This is a genomic window from uncultured Vagococcus sp. (assembly GCF_963518325.1).
In the GTDB taxonomy this organism is placed as follows: Bacteria; Bacillota; Bacilli; order Lactobacillales; family Vagococcaceae; genus Vagococcus_D.
In genome coordinates this window covers 1-21,731 of the sequence record NZ_CAUQJB010000039.1, presented here as the reverse complement: position 1 = coordinate 21,731, position 21,731 = coordinate 1, and the positions used below count along the sequence as shown (strand labels likewise).

24 protein-coding genes are annotated in these 21,731 nt (G+C 39.3%); 19 read left to right on the top strand and 5 right to left on the bottom strand.

Going from position 1 to position 21,731, the window contains the following annotated elements; genetic code table 11:
• Positions 1 to 50 precede the first annotated feature (50 nt).
• The 10 genes from RWN13_RS20890 (at position 51) to RWN13_RS20845 (ending at position 8,477) form a co-directional block, all read left to right on the top strand.
• Complete coding sequence (locus RWN13_RS20890) at positions 51 to 506, top strand: prepilin-type N-terminal cleavage/methylation domain-containing protein (protein ID WP_314067684.1); 456 nt, start codon at positions 51 to 53, stop codon at positions 504 to 506.
• Positions 507 to 586: 80 nt separating this feature from the next.
• Entirely contained in the window at positions 587 to 1,360 is a 774-nt protein-coding gene (locus tag RWN13_RS20885) for an A24 family peptidase (RefSeq protein WP_314067683.1), read from the top strand.
• Between the two features lie 13 nt (positions 1,361 to 1,373).
• Positions 1,374 to 2,459 (top strand): pilus assembly protein PilM, encoded by a 1,086-nt coding sequence (gene pilM, locus RWN13_RS20880; RefSeq protein WP_314067682.1) that lies wholly within the window; start codon positions 1,374 to 1,376, stop codon positions 2,457 to 2,459.
• A gap of 6 nt (positions 2,460 to 2,465) precedes the next feature.
• A complete protein-coding gene (locus tag RWN13_RS20875) occupies positions 2,466 to 3,092 on the top strand; it encodes a hypothetical protein (RefSeq protein ID WP_314067680.1) in 627 nt (208 codons plus the stop codon).
• On the top strand, positions 3,089 to 3,730 hold the full coding sequence (locus tag RWN13_RS20870) for a hypothetical protein (RefSeq protein WP_314067678.1): 642 nt from the start codon (positions 3,089 to 3,091) through the stop codon (positions 3,728 to 3,730). Before RWN13_RS20875 ends, RWN13_RS20870 begins: the two co-directional genes overlap by 4 nt.
• Positions 3,731 to 3,927: 197 nt before the next feature.
• Complete coding sequence (locus RWN13_RS20865) at positions 3,928 to 4,500, top strand: recombinase family protein (RefSeq protein ID WP_314067676.1); 573 nt, start codon at positions 3,928 to 3,930, stop codon at positions 4,498 to 4,500.
• The gene (locus tag RWN13_RS20860) at positions 4,500 to 4,736 is read left to right on the top strand and encodes a hypothetical protein (protein WP_314067674.1); all 237 of its coding nucleotides are present in this window, start codon (positions 4,500 to 4,502) and stop codon (positions 4,734 to 4,736) included. The genes RWN13_RS20865 and RWN13_RS20860 overlap by 1 nt, the downstream gene beginning before the upstream one ends.
• Positions 4,737 to 4,766: 30 nt before the next feature.
• Positions 4,767 to 6,281, top strand: a complete 1,515-nt coding sequence (locus tag RWN13_RS20855) for a LysM peptidoglycan-binding domain-containing protein (protein WP_314067673.1) — start codon at positions 4,767 to 4,769, stop codon at positions 6,279 to 6,281.
• Between the two features lie 299 nt (positions 6,282 to 6,580).
• Positions 6,581 to 7,225, top strand: a complete 645-nt coding sequence (locus RWN13_RS20850) for a type II CAAX endopeptidase family protein (RefSeq protein ID WP_314067671.1) — start codon at positions 6,581 to 6,583, stop codon at positions 7,223 to 7,225.
• Positions 7,226 to 7,805: 580 nt separating this feature from the next.
• Complete coding sequence (locus RWN13_RS20845; RefSeq protein WP_314067669.1) at positions 7,806 to 8,477, top strand: hypothetical protein; 672 nt, start codon at positions 7,806 to 7,808, stop codon at positions 8,475 to 8,477.
• Between the two features lie 159 nt (positions 8,478 to 8,636).
• Here the strand turns inward: RWN13_RS20845 and RWN13_RS23725 are convergent, their stop codons facing one another.
• The 3 genes from RWN13_RS23725 to RWN13_RS20835 form a co-directional block, all read right to left on the bottom strand.
• Positions 8,637 to 8,975, bottom strand: coding sequence for a helix-turn-helix transcriptional regulator (locus tag RWN13_RS23725; protein WP_399553709.1), 339 nt, complete (start codon positions 8,973 to 8,975; stop codon positions 8,637 to 8,639).
• 150 nt (positions 8,976 to 9,125) lie between these two features.
• The gene (locus RWN13_RS20840) at positions 9,126 to 9,476 is read right to left on the bottom strand and encodes a cupin domain-containing protein (RefSeq protein ID WP_314067667.1); all 351 of its coding nucleotides are present in this window, start codon (positions 9,474 to 9,476) and stop codon (positions 9,126 to 9,128) included.
• A 226-nt stretch (positions 9,477 to 9,702) separates the two neighbouring features.
• A complete protein-coding gene (locus RWN13_RS20835) occupies positions 9,703 to 10,788 on the bottom strand; it encodes an AraC family transcriptional regulator (RefSeq protein WP_314067665.1) in 1,086 nt (361 codons plus the stop codon).
• A 115-nt stretch (positions 10,789 to 10,903) separates the two neighbouring features.
• Here RWN13_RS20835 and RWN13_RS20830 point away from each other — a divergent pair, with 115 nt between their 5' ends.
• The 5 genes from RWN13_RS20830 to RWN13_RS20810 all read left to right on the top strand — a co-directional run bounded on the left by RWN13_RS20830 (position 10,904) and on the right by RWN13_RS20810 (position 16,616).
• On the top strand, positions 10,904 to 12,283 hold the full coding sequence (locus RWN13_RS20830; protein ID WP_314067663.1) for a glycoside hydrolase family 1 protein: 1,380 nt from the start codon (positions 10,904 to 10,906) through the stop codon (positions 12,281 to 12,283).
• Positions 12,280 to 13,227 (top strand): ROK family protein, encoded by a 948-nt coding sequence (locus RWN13_RS20825; RefSeq protein ID WP_314067661.1) that lies wholly within the window; start codon positions 12,280 to 12,282, stop codon positions 13,225 to 13,227. The genes RWN13_RS20830 and RWN13_RS20825 overlap by 4 nt, the downstream gene beginning before the upstream one ends.
• 107 nt (positions 13,228 to 13,334) lie before the next feature.
• Positions 13,335 to 14,546, top strand: coding sequence for a PTS transporter subunit EIIC (locus tag RWN13_RS20820; RefSeq protein WP_314067660.1), 1,212 nt, complete (start codon positions 13,335 to 13,337; stop codon positions 14,544 to 14,546).
• Between the two features lie 498 nt (positions 14,547 to 15,044).
• Positions 15,045 to 15,458, top strand: a complete 414-nt coding sequence (gene arr / locus RWN13_RS20815) for an NAD(+)--rifampin ADP-ribosyltransferase (RefSeq protein WP_314067659.1) — start codon at positions 15,045 to 15,047, stop codon at positions 15,456 to 15,458.
• A 228-nt stretch (positions 15,459 to 15,686) separates the two neighbouring features.
• A complete protein-coding gene (locus RWN13_RS20810; protein ID WP_314067658.1) occupies positions 15,687 to 16,616 on the top strand; it encodes a hypothetical protein in 930 nt (309 codons plus the stop codon).
• A gap of 289 nt (positions 16,617 to 16,905) precedes the next feature.
• On the opposite strand, the gene RWN13_RS20805 is transcribed toward RWN13_RS20810, so the two are convergent.
• Complete coding sequence (locus RWN13_RS20805) at positions 16,906 to 17,397, bottom strand: isochorismatase family cysteine hydrolase (RefSeq protein WP_314067657.1); 492 nt, start codon at positions 17,395 to 17,397, stop codon at positions 16,906 to 16,908.
• A gap of 99 nt (positions 17,398 to 17,496) precedes the next feature.
• On the opposite strand from RWN13_RS20805, the gene RWN13_RS20800 reads away from it, so the two are divergent.
• The 4 genes from RWN13_RS20800 (at position 17,497) to RWN13_RS20785 (ending at position 20,311) form a co-directional block, all read left to right on the top strand.
• Positions 17,497 to 18,429 carry a YafY family protein gene (locus RWN13_RS20800; RefSeq protein WP_314067656.1) on the top strand — a complete coding sequence of 311 codons (933 nt, stop codon included), beginning with the start codon at positions 17,497 to 17,499 and terminating at the stop codon, positions 18,427 to 18,429.
• A 568-nt stretch (positions 18,430 to 18,997) separates the two neighbouring features.
• On the top strand, positions 18,998 to 19,285 hold the full coding sequence (locus RWN13_RS20795) for a TIGR04197 family type VII secretion effector (protein WP_314067655.1): 288 nt from the start codon (positions 18,998 to 19,000) through the stop codon (positions 19,283 to 19,285).
• Positions 19,285 to 19,635 carry a DUF3958 family protein gene (locus RWN13_RS20790; protein WP_314067654.1) on the top strand — a complete coding sequence of 117 codons (351 nt, stop codon included), beginning with the start codon at positions 19,285 to 19,287 and terminating at the stop codon, positions 19,633 to 19,635. Before RWN13_RS20795 ends, RWN13_RS20790 begins: the two co-directional genes overlap by 1 nt.
• Positions 19,625 to 20,311 (top strand): T7SS effector LXG polymorphic toxin, encoded by a 687-nt coding sequence (locus tag RWN13_RS20785; protein ID WP_314067652.1) that lies wholly within the window; start codon positions 19,625 to 19,627, stop codon positions 20,309 to 20,311. The genes RWN13_RS20790 and RWN13_RS20785 overlap by 11 nt, the downstream gene beginning before the upstream one ends.
• A 50-nt stretch (positions 20,312 to 20,361) precedes the next feature.
• Here the strand turns inward: RWN13_RS20785 and RWN13_RS20780 are convergent, their stop codons facing one another.
• Complete coding sequence (locus RWN13_RS20780) at positions 20,362 to 21,000, bottom strand: type 1 glutamine amidotransferase family protein (RefSeq protein ID WP_314067650.1); 639 nt, start codon at positions 20,998 to 21,000, stop codon at positions 20,362 to 20,364.
• Positions 21,001 to 21,731 lie beyond the last annotated feature (731 nt).

The window sequence follows — 21,731 nt, the reverse complement described above, 5'->3', positions numbered from 1 at the left end:
ATAAAAAAGGCCTTTTTATAAACTAATAAAAAATGAAAGAAGGAATACAAATGAAACGTTTGAAAGATGTAATGAAGGATGAACAGGGTTTAACATTAGTAGAGTTACTTGCGGTAGTCGTTATTTTAGCAGTGATTCTAGGAATTGGGGCTGTTGGAATTGGTACAGTTATTCAAAATGCTCGTGAAGATGGACAGGTAGCAGCTATTCAACAAGTAATGGCTGCTGCACAAGTTTACGATGCTCAAAATGCAACGGATGAAACTAAAGCTTGGGTCACAGATGCGCCAGTAGACGCTCAAAAGTTAATAACTGATGGCCTATTAAAAGCAGTAACCTTTGCAGATTCAGCAAAGATTATTGTGACAAAAGATGCAAATGGTGTGCTTAGTATTGCAGTGGCAGATGATGCTTTACTTGCTGGCAAGAAAAAGAATAAAGCACATACAGTGAATGATAAGCAAATTAGTTCATTAAAAAGAGCTGATTTCAAGTTTGCTGAATAAATTGTAAAAATATGGGGATGTTGGATTTTATAGACATCCCCTTTATCAAAAAAATTATTAACTGGATAAGGAGTCCTGAAATGCCTATTAAGATTATTTTTACATATAGTTATCTCTTCATAGTAGGAACGGTCTTTGGCTCTTTCTGCATGCTTGTGGGGCAGCGGGTTCCTAAAAAGTTATCCATTATCAAACCTCGATCACACTGTTCAGACTGCGGTCACCAATTGGGAATCGGCGAATTAATTCCAATTGTTTCTTATTTTCTGATTGGTCGGAAATGCAAGCAGTGTGGCGCTAAATTGAGCATCGTGTATCCATTAATCGAATGTTTAACGGGACTAGCATTTGCGGTTACGCCCTGGTTGTTGTCATGGCATTGGGAAACCTTAGTCTGTCTGACGATGGTTTGTCTGTTAGTGATAATCTCAGTATCGGATATTACCACTCGGTTAATTCCCAACAAGATTCTAGTGTTTTTTTTAGGTTTAGTTGTGGTCGAGCGTCTGTTTATCCCACTCAATCCATGGTGGTCATCCATTTTAGGCGCCGTCATAGGATTTGGACTTTTATTTTTATTAGGCTATTTAAGCAAAGGTGGCATGGGCGGTGGCGATATCAAATTATTTGGTGTCTTAGGGCTCTTTTTGGGATGGCAAGGAACGTTGATCACACTAGTAGTGGCATCTGTTTTGGGATTGATCTATGGCCTATATCAACTGATTCGCAAGGTTGATAAAAGTCGCTATATTCCCTTTGGCCCCTTTATTGCAATCGGTGCCTATCTGACCTATTTCGTACTAAGTGGGCAATTTGACAGAATCAAATTTATTATAAATGAGATGTTAACGTGAGGAAAGTGAGAACATGGCATTAATCAAGAAAACCAGGCCAACCTATATTGGCCTAGATATTAAAAAAAATATCGTTCGCTTTGTGGAAATGAAAAGTATCAACCCACCAGTCGTAAAAAAATACGGTGAAAAGACCTTACCATCCAGTATCATAAAAAACGGCAAAATAAAAAACGATTCCGCCTTAAGGCAAGCCTTTAAAAAGATCTTTTCCAGTTACCATTTAAGCAATCAAGGGATGGTCTATGCTGCCTTTAACCAAAATGTTTTAATTAAGTCCGTTGAATTACCAGCAGGAATGAAAGCAGATGAAATAAAAAAGTTTCTCTTTTTGGAATTAGGAGATGGCATTCAAATGCCCTTCGAGAATCCCGTTTTTGATTTAATTGAAGTGACGGAAACTAGTAGTTCAACCAAGAAAAAACGCGGCAAAAGTAAAGCAGTGGAAACCAATCAAGTGGTTTATTTTGTGGCAACTCCAGCAGAATCCTTGAACTTAGTAGCCACGACTTTAAAAAAGGTCAAGCAATATGCCGCAGCGGTTGACATTACCTCCCTCGCTTATCAACGGATCATAAAAGAAAAACGCAAAAAACAAAGCAGCGACAGCTTTTTACTGTTGGAAGTGGATTGTGGTGTGGCAACATTTACGATTTTTGAAAAAGACATTCCGATCTATACCCAATACGAAGAATACAATCCTGGACACTGGGCACCGGCACCAGAAGACTCTGAAGAAGTCGATTGGTTGTTAAATCGTGACGTTAAGTCAGTCGACTGGAACGATATAGAAGCCGATGATGACCGAATTAAGTGGCTTTTTGACGAAGAAGTCGAAAAAGCAGCCCTCAAACGGCTTTGCGAGGTGGTTAGTAATGTCCTTTATTACTATTCATCCGTTATTTCAGTCAACAAAGAATTGAGCAAAATGATGGTGACTGGCGATAATCCCCTGTTGCAAACCACCGTCAAAAAATTGTTTAAACAAGAGTTGGATATTTCCTTTGAGATCCTATCAGGGATGGCCAAGGATAGTTCCGGTAAAAAAATTCCGGCCCGTTACAATTTAGCCTTAGGATTGGCAATGAAAGAGGTGTAATCATCCATGAACGTGAATTTATTGCCACAAGAAAACATACAAAATCGAGCCCCATTGTACTCAGCAGTGGTGGTGGTGATTGTCTTAATCGTGGGAGCCATTGCGTTGTTTCTAAGTAGTTTGCTTACTGAAAGCCAGATTAGATCCAAGCAAGAAGAACAGAATTTACAAAGTCTCGTATTAGCCCGAACCACTGGGGAAATTGATCAGCTAAAAAAAGAACAAGCCAGTCTTATGCAAGCCAAACTAGCTGAAATAAAAAGCACTAGCTATTTGTTTTCACCCTTGTTGCGTGAAATTGATCAAACAGTCACAAAGAACCAGATGTCAGTTTTGACCTATTCATTGGCGGTAGCAGAAGAGGATAATCAAGTTGCAGATGCTGAATCGGCTGTTCAACAAACCAGTCAAGGAGAAAACATCATGCCGGTCACCTTAGAGGCTGAAAGTTTAACATTGACGCATATTGGCGCCACATTAGATGAGTTGTCAAGTATTGGTTGGGTGGATAGCGCTCATTTTAAAACGATGACAGGTGATAAAAAAAGTGACAAGCTGACCGTAGCCAATACAACCTATCTATTAAACATAGTACCTGAAAGACTGGCCATAAAAGGAGAAGCGGGCAAATGAAAAAAGTAGTATTTACAACGACGATTAAGTTTGTCACAATTATTGCGCTTCTAGCAACTGTTGTGGCAATGGTGGGGATGTATTTCTTTTTTGTCGCACCAAAACACACACAAGTTAACAGCATCGAAAAAGAGACGGCTGACATAATGGAAAAAATCCAAGTCGTAAAAGCTGAAAAACAATTATTATCCGAACAACCTGGCTTATATGATTCAGCCCACATCCAAGGAATCCCTTCAGAAATTGAGGTGCGTCGTTACTTTGAGATGATTGAAACTAATTTAGCGACTAAGGGCGCTAGGATTAGCAGAGCCACACTGGAAGAAAAAGAATTTTTCCAAGCAGAGACGGACCCCAGTAAACTCTTACAAGTAGGTAATTATTCCTTTGATTTTAGTGCCGAGACGAAGGAACAGCTGTTTACGTTTGCCGAAGCCTTGGAAGCCGATGGGCGTTTCATTCGGTTTCATTCTTATACCTATGAGACAGAAAGCATTTTCGAAAAAATAGCCGAAGCTCTGGAGGAGACACCAGAAGAACCAGCAGAGGTGGACGATGAAAAGTTTAAGCTAACAGTAGTTTATGACGTTTTTTACATGAAGGAAGTAGAGTCGAAGCCGAAGGATGAACAGCAGTAAGGAGCACAAGCAACCGTGTAGCTTGTCCCCCTATTGAAAGAGCTGAGGAGACTAAGCTTCAGTTTTATTGAGTAAATGGACAAGCTATTGTTTCATATAAGGGGAGTTAAGCGCCTGAACCTGAGGGGAAGCGCGACAGAAAAACAGTGATATAGCATCGTTCAAATAAAATGGCCATAGCCAAAGGAGAGACACTCATGAAGATCGGATACACAATAAACAAGCACGATGAATTAGAATGGCAAAGGTTGTACGAAGAAGGTAACTGTGATTTAGTAGTTCAGGCAGTGGACGGTCAATCGGCACTGGCCTCCTTCTCAGATTTTGTGATGGCGCACACCAAAGATGAGTTAGTCGTGGTTAACCTTGAAAGTATAGGTTTGCAGATTAGCCAGATTTTACCCATTATGACATTGATGGAACATGAAAAAGTTAAGATTCATTTCATCGAAAAAGAGGTGGAGTCAGATGAAACCTACTTTTTCTTGCTTAAATCTTTAGCCAATCGAGAAAAATCGTTAATTAGCATGCGTACACAACTTGGTTTAAGACGGGCTCTAAAAAAAGGCAAAAAAGGGGGCCGACCACAGTTAAGTCAGCAAAAGATAGATCGCATTCAATTTATGTTTACCAAGCAAAAAAAATCTTTACGGGAAATCGCCAATGCCTGTGAAGTGTCACTGGGAACGGCCCATAAGTATACTCGTGAACTAGTAGAAAGCCCCAGTGTCTTTACCCTTTCAACTTTAAGCGAAAGGAGCACGAAATAATGGAAGCAGTCAATCAATTAGCAGGTGAGATAAAAGAAACCATGGCAACCATTGTGGCAACCCTTGAAGCCGAATTAGTGAAAAAAGACCATCAGATTTGTCAATTAGAAGGAGCCATTGACGCTCAGAAAAAGACCCTGGATCAGGCCAATTTATACATCAGTGAATTAGAAGCCACCATCGAGGAGCTTATCTCAGAGAATCAGTCGCCGGTTCAAATTGCCAGCGGTGAGTAAAGACACAGATACTTGGAAAGGGGGGATAAATTGGACGAACAATCATGGCAACTGGATAACGTTACAATGTACGAAGCAACGGGAACCACGATTAAAACTGGCACCTATCAATTAAAACTATTAGATGGCATTACACTGGAGCAACCTTTTGGTCAGATTGTAGGGGTTATTGGCGAGAAAGATTCCGGCATGGACGCCTTATCGGCTATACTGCGAAGAAAAGGAACACCTTCAAAAGGAACCCTTGCTGGATACGATGGGCCGATTGTTAACATCGATTTAGAAGGGGTCACCCGCAGCGAACAGACCGGAGATGCTTATGCCCAGCAGGTTTATCAATCCCAAGGCTATTCCAAAAAAAAGGCCTCAAAATTACTTAAACGCTGTGAAGCCTATTCAGAACTAGGCCAGCGCTATTACCAAAAAATTAGCCAATACACCATGGAAGAGCGAGCTCAGTTGGAACTGAGCATTAAATTACAAGGAACCGCTCAGGTCATCATGATTGACGGGTGTCTGGCCTTTTTAAAGACGCGCTTTCTATTAAAAGTGCTGGCTCGCTTAGAGGAATTAAAATTAATGGGTGGCAGCATTTGGTTGTTTAGCCCCTATATGGAAAAACTCATCCCTTATTGTGATCAGCTACTGTGGCTGGAGTTCGGTCGTTTGAGAGAGTTTGGCCCCTGTGACACAGTCGTTGAGTCTTATCAAAATTATTTAGTGGCGCTCCAAGGAATGTCCATCGAACAACAACAAGCGTTTATTGAAGATGGCCTAACCAGTCAAATGGAGCGCAAAGTAGAGGAACCGGAAACGATTCCGACTTCTCGTCGAAGCCGCCGATCAGGATCGGTTACTCGAGCGGTGGTGAAAGAGAAACGTCATCGCCATCAACTTGGCAGTAGATGGCTTCAAATTGTCATAGGATTAGGAACGGCCGGTGTCATTGGTACGACCTTCTTCATTCTGGGCGGTTTGTTAACAGAGGAAAAAATTGGCGAAGGAAAGCCCAGCAAGACGCCGATGGTTTCAACCAGTCCTATGCTGTCCACCAGTAAAGAAAGGGAGAGTTCGCAGGAAACAACTGCAACCAGCGCCTCAAGGCTACCAGAGACGGCTGTACCACCAGAGTCAGAGGTACCACTAGAAGTCAAAGTTGCCAAAGCTTCCTTTGATCATACGATTAAATCAGGTGAAACATTAGAAGAAATCGCGTCCACCTATAACATCAGCATCGCAGACTTAATGGCAGTCAACCAATTAAAAGAAGACGGCATATTTGCCGGCGCTAAATTGTGGCTACCAGCAAATGCAGTGAAACGAGAAGAACCGCAAAAACAGGCAGAAACGAACAATCACGCGCCCACTAACACAGAAGCAGTTCCGGCGGCTGAACCAGTTGCGACGAAAACCTATACCGTTGAATCAGGGGATACCTTATACCGGTTGGCGTCACGTTACGGCGTGGATGTGATGACCATCCAACGTGAAAATCACCTCCAAACACCAGATCTTTATCCGGGGCAGGTCTTAACCATTCCCTAATCATCGAAGACTCTATCAATTAGTGAAGACTAGTCTATAGAGTCTTTTTTTTTGTTCACCAGAACAACACACAATCAATGACACTCTTTTTGAGAGAGCAAGCGACTAATAAAAGATCATCTGTAAATAAAAACAGGTCCAATCATACTTAAATTAACCACTCAATTGAAGGTGGTTTTATTGACTAAACAATGAGAACTATTTAGGATGTAAAGCCGACCATTCAAGAAATAAAAGGACCGGACCTGTCGATAGCTTGATATGATGTAGACACAAATAACTTAAAGGAGTTAAGACAAATGACCTATCATATCAAAAAAGGATTATTATTTATTTTACTTTTTCTCTTCTGCCAACTGCCACAGGGGACAGCCTTTATAATAGGCAATGTTGGACAATTAAATGGATGGAATAAAGGACTTGTCGCACTGCTATCATTGATAGGTGTTTTTACTTTGTTATTGATAGGCCTAGCTATTGCTAAAAAATTTGAGCTACTGCGCTCACCTAAAGGTTTAGTCAGTAAAAAAAATGGATGGTTAATGATTGCCAGTTATGTCGTCATGCAACTTAGTAGCAATCTCCTTTTATTTTTTCAAGTGGACAATGGCAATCATCGAACCACATTACTTAATAATGCCTTTGAGAATATTCCAACTAGTGCTTTATTTTTATGTATTGGGATTGTGGCTCCTATTCTTGAAGAGATTGTGTTTCGCGGATATATCATGAACAACTGGTTTAAAGACTCCCCTAAAATAGGGTTGTTGGTGAGCATCATTACCTTTACCTTCGCCCATACACCGGGTAATATCTTTATGGTTGCTTTGTATAGTGTCTCAAGCCTAATTTTTGGTATTGTCTATCTGAAGAGTAAACGACTGGGAACATCGATGATCATTCATATTGCTAATAACTTACCAGCGGCTTTTTCCTTACTGTAAATCAGTCGGGGGCTGCCTATCATGTCACCAGCAAGTTGTTAGTAACCATGAGAGTCGATTATCACTCGTTCAACCAAAAAAACTCTGAACGAATCGTCTAAATTGACGGCTAGTTCAGAGCTTTTTTACAAAGGAGTGGCCCCCAGTTGGAGAACTGAGGGCCGGAGATTTGTTAATGAAAAAGTTTGTTAGGGTTGTTTGTTGGTTTGTCTTAATAATAGCCTGAAAATATGAAAAAGCTGTGAAGGAGAATCAGTAAAAGATAGACGAAAGGGTTAAGAGTAAATGAAGGTCTAATGGATTTTGTCTTTTCCTTTAGGATGTGAAGTTAATTCTGTTGATAAATGGAGATTTAGAAGCATAACGTGTTTTAATATTTTTTTATGGTCATTAAGTGGGAATAAGCAATGTTTCTAATAAAAGTCAAGACTGGTTCGACTCATAATTTGACGTTTTGGGGAAAAATTATGAGTCGAAAGCCTATGTTATCTGATTGGATAAGTCTGTAAAATAGAGGGGGCAGAGAACCTGGCAACATACTGATCTGTTACAAAGGGTGGTAATAGTAAAAGGAGAATAGATGAAAAGCAAAATCAAAAAGAGAGTGTTATTTACTAAAAAGAATTGTTTTATTGGTGGAGTGATTGCTATTATTGTAATGTGGAATATCTTAGTTCCAACTATTAATTCAGATTTTGAGTCAGTTGAGGATTATAATCGGATTAAATTGGATAAAGGAAGTAAAATCATTATTAAGCATAAAAGAATTGATGCACTATTTGGAAGTTTCTATCGAGATTATTTTATTTATAATCATGAGTATATCGGTGTTATTGACAATAAAAACACATCCTACAGAGACTTTTATGTAATTAAAGAACAAGGTCTAAATTTCTTTGACAATAATATAGAGTCACTTTCGTTCTTATCCTTTGAGGAACAGGATAAAGCGGAGGGCATCAGAGCGTTCTATATTTATAAGTCATGGCAAAGGGGAAATAAGCAGATTAGTTTGGTGAGAAATAATAACGTCGCAAAAAATTTAGCAGAAGGGCAACTTTTTGAAGAAAATGGGTTGAAGTATGTAGAAATGGGCGAAACGTATTATTTTCAAGATTATGTCACGGGAGAAAACGTGATTGAAATAGAGTATGGAGAGAAAGGAAAACATACCTTCCGAATTTTGAGCGATAAAGCGTTGGCATACCCAACGATCTATTTGCTATTCCTTTTTGACACCGTGATTGATTAAAACCAGTTAGGCCTTTTTACTCCTGTGAGGTGGTTAACTAACTGGAAAGGACTAAATTTTTAACACCAGGAAATTAGATCCTGGTGTTTTTTTGAGAGACCGATTGTGGAGACGTCATTAATTAATTGATGAGGAGTTGGCTAATTAGTCATTCGGCTATCATAGGGAGTATGTTCTTCGATATTGAACTGGAGTAAGGTTGTATTTCTTTTTTAATGCATGATTAAGTGATTTAGTAGAAAAACCATTGGTTAGCGCAATATCTAAAACGGACATGTCGGTTTCTCTTAGTTGAGTGGTAGCAGCTTGTAAACGGAGTGAGCTTAAATAATCTGAATAAGTCATCCCCATACTACGTTTAAATAATCTAGAAAAGTAAGAGGGGTTGTAACCAAAATGGTTAGCAACTTCTTTTATGGTTAAGTCACGGTGATAGTTCAGGTGAAGAAATTCAGTTATTTTTCTATTTTGGGTTTTAGACTGAGTCTGATTATCCATATTTAAAGCTAAGAAAGGAACGTCGTAGAAACTAGTTATTGAAAAAAGGGCATCAAGGATACTAGCTATTGACTCTAAATGATTGGTAAAACAATCTCCCATAAGATCGCAATAAATGGATTTAAATAGACCTTCTATTTTTTCTGCTTTTTATTGCGGAATAGGAGGATTGACTAACTTTAAGTAGTCAGATTGACGGAACGAATTCAACAACTCTAGAGGGAAATGAATGATTAGGCAGTGGCTAATACCAGAACCACGAATTGCGTAGGTCCTATTTGACCGGATGAAAATAAAATCATTTTCACCTAAGAAATAAGACTCACTTGATGAATAGACCTTGAATGATCCAGAGACACAAAAAATAAGTTCCGCTTCCTCTTGCCAGTGATACAAAGTTAGTTCATCAGTAGCGCGTGTCGAAAAAGTCAATAGTTTATAGGGCAATAAATCTAGTGCTTTGTTAGCATTTAAGTTTTGTGAAGGTGAGACTGCTACCACAATTAAATTCCTCCCTAAGTTAATTTAACTTAGGGAGGAATTATTTTTTTTATTGTCAATAAATATATATCCGTTCATTAAAATGGTTTTAGATCAGAGATACTCTGATAAACTAGTGATATCAAGCTATTAAGATATCTTAGATAAATTGATATTCAACTTGTTAACGTCCGTTTTTTAGCGAGTGGTGTCAATAGAAGAATGGTAACCTTTTGGATCAGATTGGTTAAAAAAGAATTCTAAATTCTTTAGGGGTATAAGCTGTCTGAGCCTTGAATAATTTACAAAAATGACTTTGGTTACTGAAGCAAAGTTCCTCTGAAATTTCTTTCAAAGAGAGCTCTGTATAGCTCAGTAAATATTTCGCTTCATCGATACGAGCGTTAATAAGAAACTGATGCAAGGAACTACCTGTAGCTTTTTTGAAAGCAGAGGATAAGTAATTAGGGTGTACAGAGGCGTAATCAGCTATATCAGACTGTTGAATTTTTTCGTATAAATTTCGCTGAATGAACTCAGCAGCAAGATTGGCAACCTCGGAAGAATAACGAGTTGACCGGGTTCGAATAAGGATAGAAAGTTCATTGATAATGTAAATCCGAAAAGCCTTAACCTCCCTTTCGTCAGTCAGTCCATCCATTTTTAATATTAGTTTATCTGATAAAGGGTAAGCCACATTAGGATGACACCCATATTGAATAGCCGAACGGGTCATTAAGGTAATCAACGAAACCAGACGATACTTTTGTTCGGTTAATTTATTAGCAGACAGTTGACTGTCATTAATTTTGACCATACTGGATAATAGTTGGTTAAGGGCAATGGTATCCCCTTTCTTTAATTGTTTTGAAAAAATTTTTTCTAGTTGATAGTTATCAAGAAAATCTTGGGACTGCTTCGTTGTTTTTTTTTCCGTCTGTTGAATGACAGTGGCTGTATTAGTCTGTAACCCCGTTTCTATTCGTTTAATAGGGAAAGGGGTTGTTTCGGTTAAAATAGCCACAGCGGAGGTGATTTTCTGGCCGAAAAGGGTCCATTCATGATCAGACCATGACTCGGTTTCTTTTTCCCTAAGGGCTAGCACCAACATATATGATTCAAGGTGAAGCATGTATTTAATCGAAGCAAATACCAACCCCCGAAAGTAATCCAAAGAAATGTGATCGGTATCAGATAAATCCCATAAATGTTTTGAAAAGGACATCAGTACATCTGAATCATCAATCTGATTGTCAAAAATACAATCTCTATTCTGAAACAAAGCAAAAGGGTAATTTAAAAATGATTTAACTAATTGTAATTGATTAAACATCGGGTCCTCCATTCCTTTAAATGCTTATAAATATGATATAGATATGAGAATTATAATATAAATAATGCGCTTTCTCAACTATAATTAAGCTAAATTCATGAGAGGAGAGGAACTGATGACAACTTTTCCAACCGATTTTTTATGGGGAGCATCAACAAGTGCGTATCAGGTGGAGGGAGCTTGGAACGAGGATGGCAAAGAACCGTCTGTCCAAGATATTAGGGAGCCATTTCCTAATACCACCGATTTTAAAGTAGCAGCCGATCATTATCATCGTTATAAGGCGGACGTGGCGTTATTTAAAGAAATGGGATTAAAAGCCTATCGCTTTTCAATTGCCTGGACCCGTATTATGCCATATGGAAAGCTTAATCCAAGGGGGATTGCATTCTATAACAACTTGATCGATGAACTTCTTAAAAATGGGATTGAACCAATCCCAACGGTTTTTCATTTTGATTTACCCGCATCCGTAGCTGAAAAAGGAGGATGGCATAATCGGCAAACGATTGATGAATTTGTTCGCTATTGTCAAGTGCTGTTTGATCACTTTGGTGACCGCATTACTTACTGGCAAACAATCAACGAACAAAATATGTTGGTATTGGCCAGTAAAGTTTTAGATGGTAGTAATCCAAGTTGGAAGGAAGTCTTTCAAAGTAATCATCATATGTTAGTGGCACAGGCGAAGGTCATGAAGGCCTATCATGAGGGACAATACGGCGGAAAGATTGGACCAGCGCCTAACATTACTTGTGTCTATCCTAAAACGGAAAAGCCCGAAGATACGATGGCAGCCGAGTATCTGAGTGCTTTTAGAAACTGGTTATATTTGGACGCCGCCGTTTATGGGGTATACAATCATCAAGCCATGCAACTACTAAGAGCCTTAGACGCAGAACCTGATGTGACAGATGAGGACCGTCAAGTAATGAAAGAAAATACCGCTGATTTTATTGCGTTTAATTATTATAATTCCATGACGGCAGCCGCTTCAGATAATGAGGAAAAGGAAATCAAAGATCAGCAGTCAGGTTTTTCACTTGCCGGATTTTTTAAAACAGAAGTTAATGATTATTTACAATCAACTGAGTTTTCAAATTGGCCGATTGATCCAGTAGGTTTGCGAATTACGGCGAATCAGTTATATACGCGATACCGTTTACCCTTGTTGATTACTGAGAATGGGTTAGGCCAAGAGGATAGGAAAACGGAAGAAGATAATATTCACGATAGCTATCGCATCAATTACTTGGCGGAACATGTGAAACAATTAAAGTTAGCCATTGATGACGGCGTTGAGTTTATTGGGTACTGTCCTTGGAGTGCCTTGGATTTAATCAGTACTCATGAAGGGTTTAAAAAAAGATATGGCTTTATCTATGTGAATCGAGACGATGAAGAGCTAAAGGATTTAAGTCGTCATAAGAAAGACAGCTTTTACTGGTATCAGCGACTGATTGAAGCGAATGGCCTAATGGAGGAGAAGCAATGACGTATATTGGAATTGATGTAGGTGGCTCATACATCAAATATGGCGTGGTAAATCGGAAAGGGCAGTTGTTGTTTTCCGATAAACAATCCACCGATCGAAGCAATCCCCAAGCAGTGGTTCAAACGATTGTCGCTATTAGTTCCCTCTTGCAACAAAGGTATGAGATCAAGGGGATAGGCATTAGTATCCCAGGTGTTATCAACCATGAGAATCGCCTGATTACCTCAGGTGCAATTGTAGGCCTTCATGAAATAGAGGTTAGTCAACTCCTAGCTAGGCAAACGGGGAAACCCATAGTCTTAGTGAATGATGCTAATGCCATTGGTTATGGGGAGCAGTGGGTTGGCAATGGCAAAAATTGTCAGAATTTTGTTTGTCTTCCCTTAGGAACAGGCGTGGGTGGGGCAATTATCGTGAATGGGCAACTGCTAAAAGGGCGGACAGGTGCTGCTGGTGAGTTTGGGATGGCATTGATGGGATTGGGAAAAACAGAACCAGTGGCATACGAATCGGCTAGTTTATACTGTGGTGCTGTTGCTGGTCTGTGTCGCATTTACAGCACAAAATTAGGGAAACCAAACGCAGCCGATTGGACAGTCGATATTCCTCATATTTTAAAATTAGCTGAAGAGGGAGACCAAAAAGCCACGGAGAGTTTGGGTGAGTTTTATCAAAATACAGCCGTTTTATTGCTAAATATCGCGGTCACTATTGACCCTGAAAAGATTTTAATTGGAGGTGGGGTAAGTGACAGCCCAATCATCATGGCTGGTATCGAAAAAGCCGTGAAGCAGTTACTCGCCCGATATACGGTCATTGAAAATTTAGGATTCCCCCAACTATCACGTGTTAAATTAGGCAATACAGCAGGTATGATTGGGGCTGTCTCTCAATTAATTGAAAGGAATGAATCAGATGGAAAAAATGGAAAAATTTATCGATAAGTTTTTTGGACCAATTGCTTTATATATGAACAGCAGTCCCTTCTTTAAAAGCCTTAACAGATGCCTTTCTGCGAATGACACCAATTACCTTAGGAGCTTCTGTTCTGATGATTGTGGGATTCTTTCCGGTTCCAAGCTGGCAAACATGGTTGACGGAAGTCGGGCTATACGAAGACTTTATTGCCGCACAGAATGCCACCATCAATGCCCTAGGTTTGTTTTTGGCTTTTTCATTTGCCTATAGTTTTGTCAAAATTAACGCAAAGGAGTATAACCCATTTATTGCCGGGTTGCTTTCACTGGCTAGTTTTTTGATCTTAATTCCGCAAAAATACGTCCTTCATACAGTGGATGGTGGCGTAGCAGAACTGCCAGCAGATGTAACAGTCAGTGCTGTCAAAGAATTACATGCCTTTTCCACGGATTATATTGGCGCATCAGGTATTTTAGTGGCCATATTGATGGGTTATCTAGTGTCACAGCTGTATATATACTTAAATAAGAAGCACTTTGTCATTAAACTGCCAGAGAGTGTCCCAACAAATGTGTCTGAGTCATTAAGCCCATCGTTTATTGCTGGGACAGTCATGATTTTAGCCTTTGCTATCAGACTATTCTTTAAGTATGTGCCGTTTGCTTCAACTTATGGGAATATTTTTAGTTTCATTACAGGAGTTATTCAAATACCGTTACAAGACATTGTTGGCTCGCCGTTGTCGCTTATTTTAATATTAACATTAGCTAATTTTTTCTGGTATTTTGGCATTCATCCACAAGTGGTTTACAGTGTCATCACCCCTATTTTAATGGCTAACGCCATCGCTAACATTACGGCTTATACAGCTGGTGAAAAAATACCATACTTAATGTTTTCGTTGGTAGGATTAGCCTGCGGAACAGGCTTTGGCGGACAAGGCTCATCCATAGGTTTGGTGATTGCCATGGCCACAGCTAAGTCTCAGCGTTATAAAGAGATGTTTAAACTAACTGTGGTTCCCTCAATTTTTAATATCAATGAGCCTTTAATTTTTGGGATGCCAATTATTATGAACCCAATCTTTTTTGTCCCCATGGCAGTAGGGCCATTAGTTATGGGAGCAACAGGCTGGCTATTTGCAACCTTTATTAAGGTCGCTAATTACAATCCAACAGTCTCGTTTCCATGGACAACACCAGCTCTTGTTATCATGCTATTTAGAGGTGGGATCACCTTATTGCTTATTGGTTTGGCTTGTTTAGCGATGACCGTAGTTATTTGGTACCCATTCTTTAAAATAGCCGATAAAAAAGCCTTGGAAGAGGAATTACCAGTTGAATAGTCCTCAGATAGATCATCTTTTTTAGAAGGAGCCCCCTCAGACTTAGGATAAGAGTCCGAGGGGGCTCTATTTAGCTTGAGTTAATCGAAGGGGATTCTAATTGTTCGCATTATAAATGGCTAAGGCGAATTTTAGCTGATTCCATTTACCTTCTGGTTTGATAGCATATGCTTCAACGTGTGGGCGTCAACTGAGTGATGTTAGGGAAAATAGATTAGTAGGAATTATTATACTTGTTATCTATAGAAAAAAGGAGTGGCCCCCAGTTGGAGAACTGAGGGCCGGAGATTTGTTAATGAAAAAGTTTGTTAGGGTTGTTTGTTGGTTTGTCTTAATAATAGCCTGAAAATATGAAAAAGCTGTGAAGGAGAATCAGTAAAAGATAGACGAAAGGGTTAAGAAAGAGGTAAGTCTCTCACCTTAAAAGGGGACAGGTATTATCAGGTATCAAAATAGAACAATAATGCTATAATTGAGAGAAAGAGAGGAGCGATAGGGATGACACAAACGTTAATTGACAACGGCCCTTTTTTTCATGGCACCAAAGCAGAACTAAAGCTAGGAGACGAGTTAAATCCTAAACATGGGTCTAATTTTGAAACAGGACGGATTTCTAATTATGTTTATTTTACTGGTACATTGGAAGCCGCTAAATGGGGAGCAGAATTAGCTCAGGGAGATGGACAAGAGCGAATTTATGTGGTGGAGCCATTGGGAGACTTTGAGAATGATCCTAACCTAACCGATAAACGTTTTCCGGGAAATCCGACCCGTTCGTTTCGGAGTCAGTTACCCTTAAAAGTAGTAGCCGAACTAGCAACATGGGAACGCCATTCAGATGAGGTGATTAATCAGATGCTTGCTAATCTTGAACAGTTGCGAAAAGATGGCTTGGCGGAAATTTTGGATTAAGCCTGTTCTAACAACATTAGAGACAACCATGAAGAGGAAGCCAATCATGCTGACGTGATTGGCTTCCTCTTTAAGGAATGATATAAGTTGCCGACTACTAAAGGACTCCAAAATAATTCCGATATAACGTGAGACCACTTATCAATAGAGGATAGCAAATAGAGCGGTTTCATTATATAATGAAAAGATAAAGAGGATTTAATTAAACAGTCAAGGAGGTTGAAGCGTGTGGAAGCCGTTCATAAGGCAAGAAAATTTATCTACAGAAATGCCAGACCAGTGGATTTAGCCCTCTGGCGCTATCAATTTGAAAAGGGCAATCAGAAAAACGTGTTGAAGGCGTTGGCTTACTACCAAAATGAGGATGGTGGGTTTGCACATGGAATAGAGCCTGACCTTTGGAACAGTCAATCGTCTCCTTTGGCAACGTCGACGGCAATAAGTATCTTATCAGATATTGATTTTTTTGACCCGGCAGATCCCATGGTTCAAGGCATACTGACTTATTTGGAAAAGACGCCCTTTCAAACTGAAAAAGGGTGGTTCTTAAAAGTCCCATCTAATAACGAAGGACCTCATGCTGCTTGGTGGGAGTATTCAAAAGAAACCGAAATGAGCTTTTATGGTGGCATGGGCTATAACCCAACGGCGATACTGGCAGGTTTTATACTGAAAACAGCCGATAGTTCTTCAGAGCTCTATCAGAAAGCACTCAAGATCGTTCAAGAGGCCATTGCCAAAATAGTTCAGAATGGCACAATTGAAATGCATGAAATCAGTTGTTTTTGCCGGTTGTTAGATTTTCTTGAACGAACAGATGACCTGCCATCTCAGATTGAGCTGGGCGTGTTAAAAACACATTTGAAAAGCGCCGTCCACAATGGGATCGAGAAAGATGTTACTAAGTGGACGAATTATGTAGCGAAACCCTCCCATTTTTTTAGAACAAAAAACAGTTTATTTTATTTGGAAAATAAAGACGTGGCAGATTACGAATGTGAGTCCATCCTTAAGACACAAGAGGCGAACGGGGCGTGGCCGATCACGTGGTCATGGGATAAATACCCGAAGGAATTTGCAATCAGCAGCATTTGGTCACAGACCCATTTTATTATTGAAAATCTTTTGTACCTTCAAGGGATGGACCGGTTTAATTAGCACTTATGACTTTAAGATAATAGCAAAAAGGCAGACTCTTAAGAGAATCTGCCTTTTAAGGTTGAAATTAGTTCGGTTATTTATTTAGAGAGTTAATCAAAAGTTATCATTGAATACAAAGGAGTAGCCCTCAGTTGGAGAACTGAGGGCCGGAGATTTGTTAATGAAAAAGTTTTGTTAGGGTTGTTTGTTGGTATAGGTATATCATAGCCTGAAAGTATGAAAAAGCTGTGAAGATGAAATAGTAAAAGTGAGATTATTTAGTTAAGATTAGTTAATCATCATAAGCTCATGGCAATAGCTCGTCTAAAGTGCTGACCTGACTTCCTTTACTTTCATAATAGTGGAGCATCTCAGTCAATTTTCGTTTATCATAACTGGTCATACAATCAGACAGAACCGTCACCCCGTAATTGGCTTTGCGTAAGTTGTAACAGGTTGATTTCACACAAGCCACCGCATCGGCTCCGGCAATATAAAACTCAGACAGGTCATTTTCACGAATAAAAGCCATAAAGGCCTGACTGGTTAAGGCATTTCCTTTGTATTTGGTAAAAATAGTTTGGGAGACCACCTTCAAATCTGAAGCCAGTTCCGACCCAGTTGTATTAGGTTTAAAAGTCCTTGTACCAGGTGATAAATTTTCATGTCGAATATAAACAACGGGAATCCCCAAGCTGACAGCCCAATCAATGGCGCGATTGATCTTGTGAATAATCTCTTTGTAATTTTTTGTGATGTCGTTTTGAATGTCGCTGATAACTAAAGCTTTTTTAGTCATAATAGGGACTCCTCTCTTGATAGTGCTACTATATCATGCTATTGTTGACACTAGTATGGCAACAATCTAAAATAAAATGACCATAAAGGTGGCAGTTGTATGAAATTAGAGAGACTGATCAGCATTATTATGATCCTCCTTGATAAAGAGCGCATCAGCGCCCAGGCTTTAGCAGAGCTATTTGAAGTATCACCGCGGACAATCTATCGCGACATCGATGCCATTGATCGGGCGGGGATTCCTGTTCGTTCAACCTCCGGTGTGGGAGGTGGCTTTGAGATTATGCCAAAATACAAAATTGATAAGCAGTTTTTTTCGACAGCCGATCTTTCTACTATTTTGATGGGACTTTCCGGTCTTTCCACGATGATGGGAGGGGATGAACTGATAAACGCCCTTGTGAAAGTTAAGGGGGTTATCCCAGCTGAGAAAGCCAAGGATATTGAACTAAAAGCTAATCACGTTCATATCGACTTAAGTTCGTGGATGGGCAACAGGAACATCAAACCTCATATGGAGTTGATTAAAAAGGCCTTACAGGAACAAAAACTACTGTCTTTTGATTATGCCGACCGTCACGGAACTAAAACTGCCCGAAGAGCGGAACCGTATCAGCTTGTCTTAAAAAGTAGCCACTGGTACTGTCAAGGCTATTGCCTTAAGCGAAAGGCTTTTCGTTTATTCAAATTAACTCGCCTAGCCAATCTGCGCATTGAAGAAGAGTCTTTTTTACCACGAGCCTTTCAAACGCCCCAACTGGAGTTTAATGATGAGCTTGCAAGTCTGCAAACCAAGATCAACATTCGGATTCATCATTCTATTATGGATAGGGTCTTGGATTTTTGTGACTACGAAGACTTTTTGCCAGAAGATCCTGAGCATTACGTGGTTCAGTTTCCTTTTATAGAGAACGATTATTACTACAATATTCTCTTAAGTTTTGGCAATAAATGCCAGTGCTTAGGGCCATCATCTATCCGTAAAGAAATGAAGCGTCGAATCGATGAGCTAGCTAGGTTATATGAGAGTTAAATGACTGAACTAAATTGAAAAAGAGAAGCGAGTAACTTAAAACTAACTGATTAAGCATCTAGAGGGGGCCTTAGCTCTCTCTTTTTTGACTTGAAAATAGGACAGTTCATTTGTAATATGCTCTGAGAGTGAACCGGTTTTTGATTGTCGATAGTAGCCCAACAAGTGATGCATATTCCACAAATCGATTATATAATCAGTTTTCGTTTAGATGACTATTATGGGGTAATCGATTAATAGTAAGAATACTGAGGAAGGAGCCATGAGATAAACATGCATGGATTCATGTCATTACGGTGTTTTAATAAAACGGCAAACATTGAAAGATAAGAGAGTGATCAGTAAGAGAGTCCATGCTTTTGATCAGAAATAATGATTATGTATGACCTAGAGGGGGAGGGAATAGAGTGTTCAGTTAGTGATGTCCGAGAGGGTGAGGATAACTTTAGATAATTAAGATGTCTATTTACTCTTATGATAGAAGGTGATAATTTGTTATTGTTGTATTAATGCACATAAAACTATGATAAAATTAGTTATAAAAAACGGATATAAAAAGGAGGTAGTTATGTCAACTATTAAGAGTGATTTAGATGGTGCGAGTGTTAAAGCAACGGCACTAAAAGCCGCAACTGATAGCATTAGCCAATCAGTTGTGGCGACGGACACTCAAACAACAGTTTTAGGCAATGCATCTGCCTTGAAAGCCATAACTTCAGCACAAATAACAGCTCAAGAAATAGCCAGTGCCGTGTCACTGGCGTCAGCGAATATTCAAAGCGTGGCAGAAAATTTTGAAGCAATGGATAATCAAGTGGGACAAAACTTAAGGAACAATATTGGGGGGCTGTTCTAGTGAAACATTGGGATGAACTGGACCAGCAAGAGCGGCGACTGCTGGAAAAAGAAGACCGTTTAACGAGAGAGATTAAACAAGTCAGACAAATCAAAGAATTATACGAAGCACATTTTCATGAATCGGGCCATTTTATGTCCGAATTACATCACACGTTTTATAAAAATGACGGCAATTATTTTTACGAATCAATTAGAGACGATTATTTAAAAGAATCACGCAAGATCATGAGCGACTTGGAGAATGATGAGGATAACTTAATCAGCGCTAAAAAGAAGGTGCAACAAGAGATTGACGATGTAGCTCATGAAAAAAAAGGAGCGATAGAGGAGCCAAACTATGAGCGTTGACATGTATGTGTCTGCTTCACAAGCTCAGGCAGACAGTGTTAGTAGCATGACACAAAAACAAATTCAAGGTTATGAACAACTGAAAAATGCCATCAATGAATTTACCCTGAACAGCCCTTTCCTAACAGGACAAGCTTATGACTCTGCTAAAGCGTATTTTGCTCAAGTCCTTTATCCATTGGCCCAGGGTGGGATCCTATTATCAGAAGCCGTGGCAGAAGCTGTTAGAAATTTTCCAGAAGCTTACATCTCGGATGTAGACAGTGGTGACTTAAAACAATGGGAACTGGAAGAAAAAATCAGACAAGTTAATAATTTAATTGCACAAGCCGAAGAAATCAGTCGAGAATTATACGACTATTCGACACCAGATGCGACAAAGAGCGCCCAACTGTCATCTAATAGACTGATGCTTGGTATGTATGAAGCGCTCAAAGGCAATTTGGAAGAAAAACTGCGAAAGTTAATGCTTTTCAATGTTACATCACCAAGTCTTTTTGCAGACATTGAGACTTTAGAAGCCGCCGTTAATCAAGGATTGGCACAAACAAAAACAGCTTTCAGTTCAAAAAGTGGCTCTTTTAGTGTACCATCTCAAGCAGATTTGACCTGGCAGAAAACAATTGTCGATAAATGGACAGAGTTCGACAATAAGAAGCAGGCAACAGATGCTTAAAAAATAAAGAAACCTACTAATTTTAGTAGGTTTCTTTTGATTCAATTAATTTAGTCCTCATTGTTAGAAGGCAGAGTTTGCATAAGTTCAAAGAAATAGTTGGCGTCACCAGTACTAAAATACTTGTACCAAGATTCTAGCGTGTCTGATTGAAAGACACCTAATTGTTCAATAATTTGTTTCGCCCACAGTAACCCATTAGTTGAACCAGCAGTAATCAGATTAGTATCGATTACGGATGGCTGATCTCTATAGAAATATTGACCCTTATAGTGAGGGGAGAACATTTCAAGGAAACCTGAACCATTACTTGTATGTAGGCGTGTATCTAGCAAGCCTACGTTGGCAAGTGCAGCAGTAGCGCCACAAATAGCAGCCACTGTTGCATTTATAGACAGTAACTCGTCGGCTTTTAGGAGAATAGCCTCATGCTTAGGGTCACTCCATGTATCTGCTCCTGGTAATACCAGCATGCTTGAGTCACTTACAAGAATATCGTCAATTAAGCCATCAGGAACAATGGTCATTCCTCCCATCGTCGTGATGGGCTCTAGGGAGTAACTAATCGTTTTAATTGATAAGGTTGGCGCATCTTTTTTGAAAAATCGTCGAGAATTTAATTCTGAGGTAACATGCCCCAGTTCCCAGTCAGCTAAAGTATCCAGTACATAGATATAAATTGTTTTCATAATAATCCTCCATTTAGTTGTGATAGGTTGATTGATGGTTCTGTTATTAGTATACAAGTCTATTGTTGACAACAGTATGGCAACAATATAAAAATAAGGTTGAGATAAATGCGGTACGATTGAGACCAAACAGTCACAGGTCCATGTCTTTGGCTCTATATATTGATTAATAATCGGTACCAGTGCAGAACCTTGTTGAACTATCCGTTAACTGTTTTCCATCTTATGGAGTTCTAACCAATCTAACCTTCCAGAAAAAGCCTTAACTTTCCATTTTTCAGGATAACTTTCTTAAAAATAAAACCAAATACCCTTAATATCAACAATGAGAAACAACAACAGAAAAAGAACTGGAAGATTAAGCCCATTTCTGGAAAGTTAAGCTCTCTATTGGAAAGTTAGAACTTCGACATCTATTAGCTGATTATGATATAAATAGTAATAACTGTATCGTTAGCAGGAATGATAGAGACAACTTCTCATGACGTGTTTTCAATTGTCATAACGTGATAAACCAAAAGTTAGCACGATATTAACATAACAAATGACTTTGAGCTACTTGAAGGGATGTCGCGTTTAAAGGGATTAGTTGAAACAACCTTTCATGACTTATTTTCATTCAGATACCCTATGTGTCTCAGTTGTTAGCGACGTTTAGACATAACGAAAACAGCCGTTTGAATGTACGCTTAAAGGTTACATGTCAGTTTTTTTTACTCAAAATAGAATAA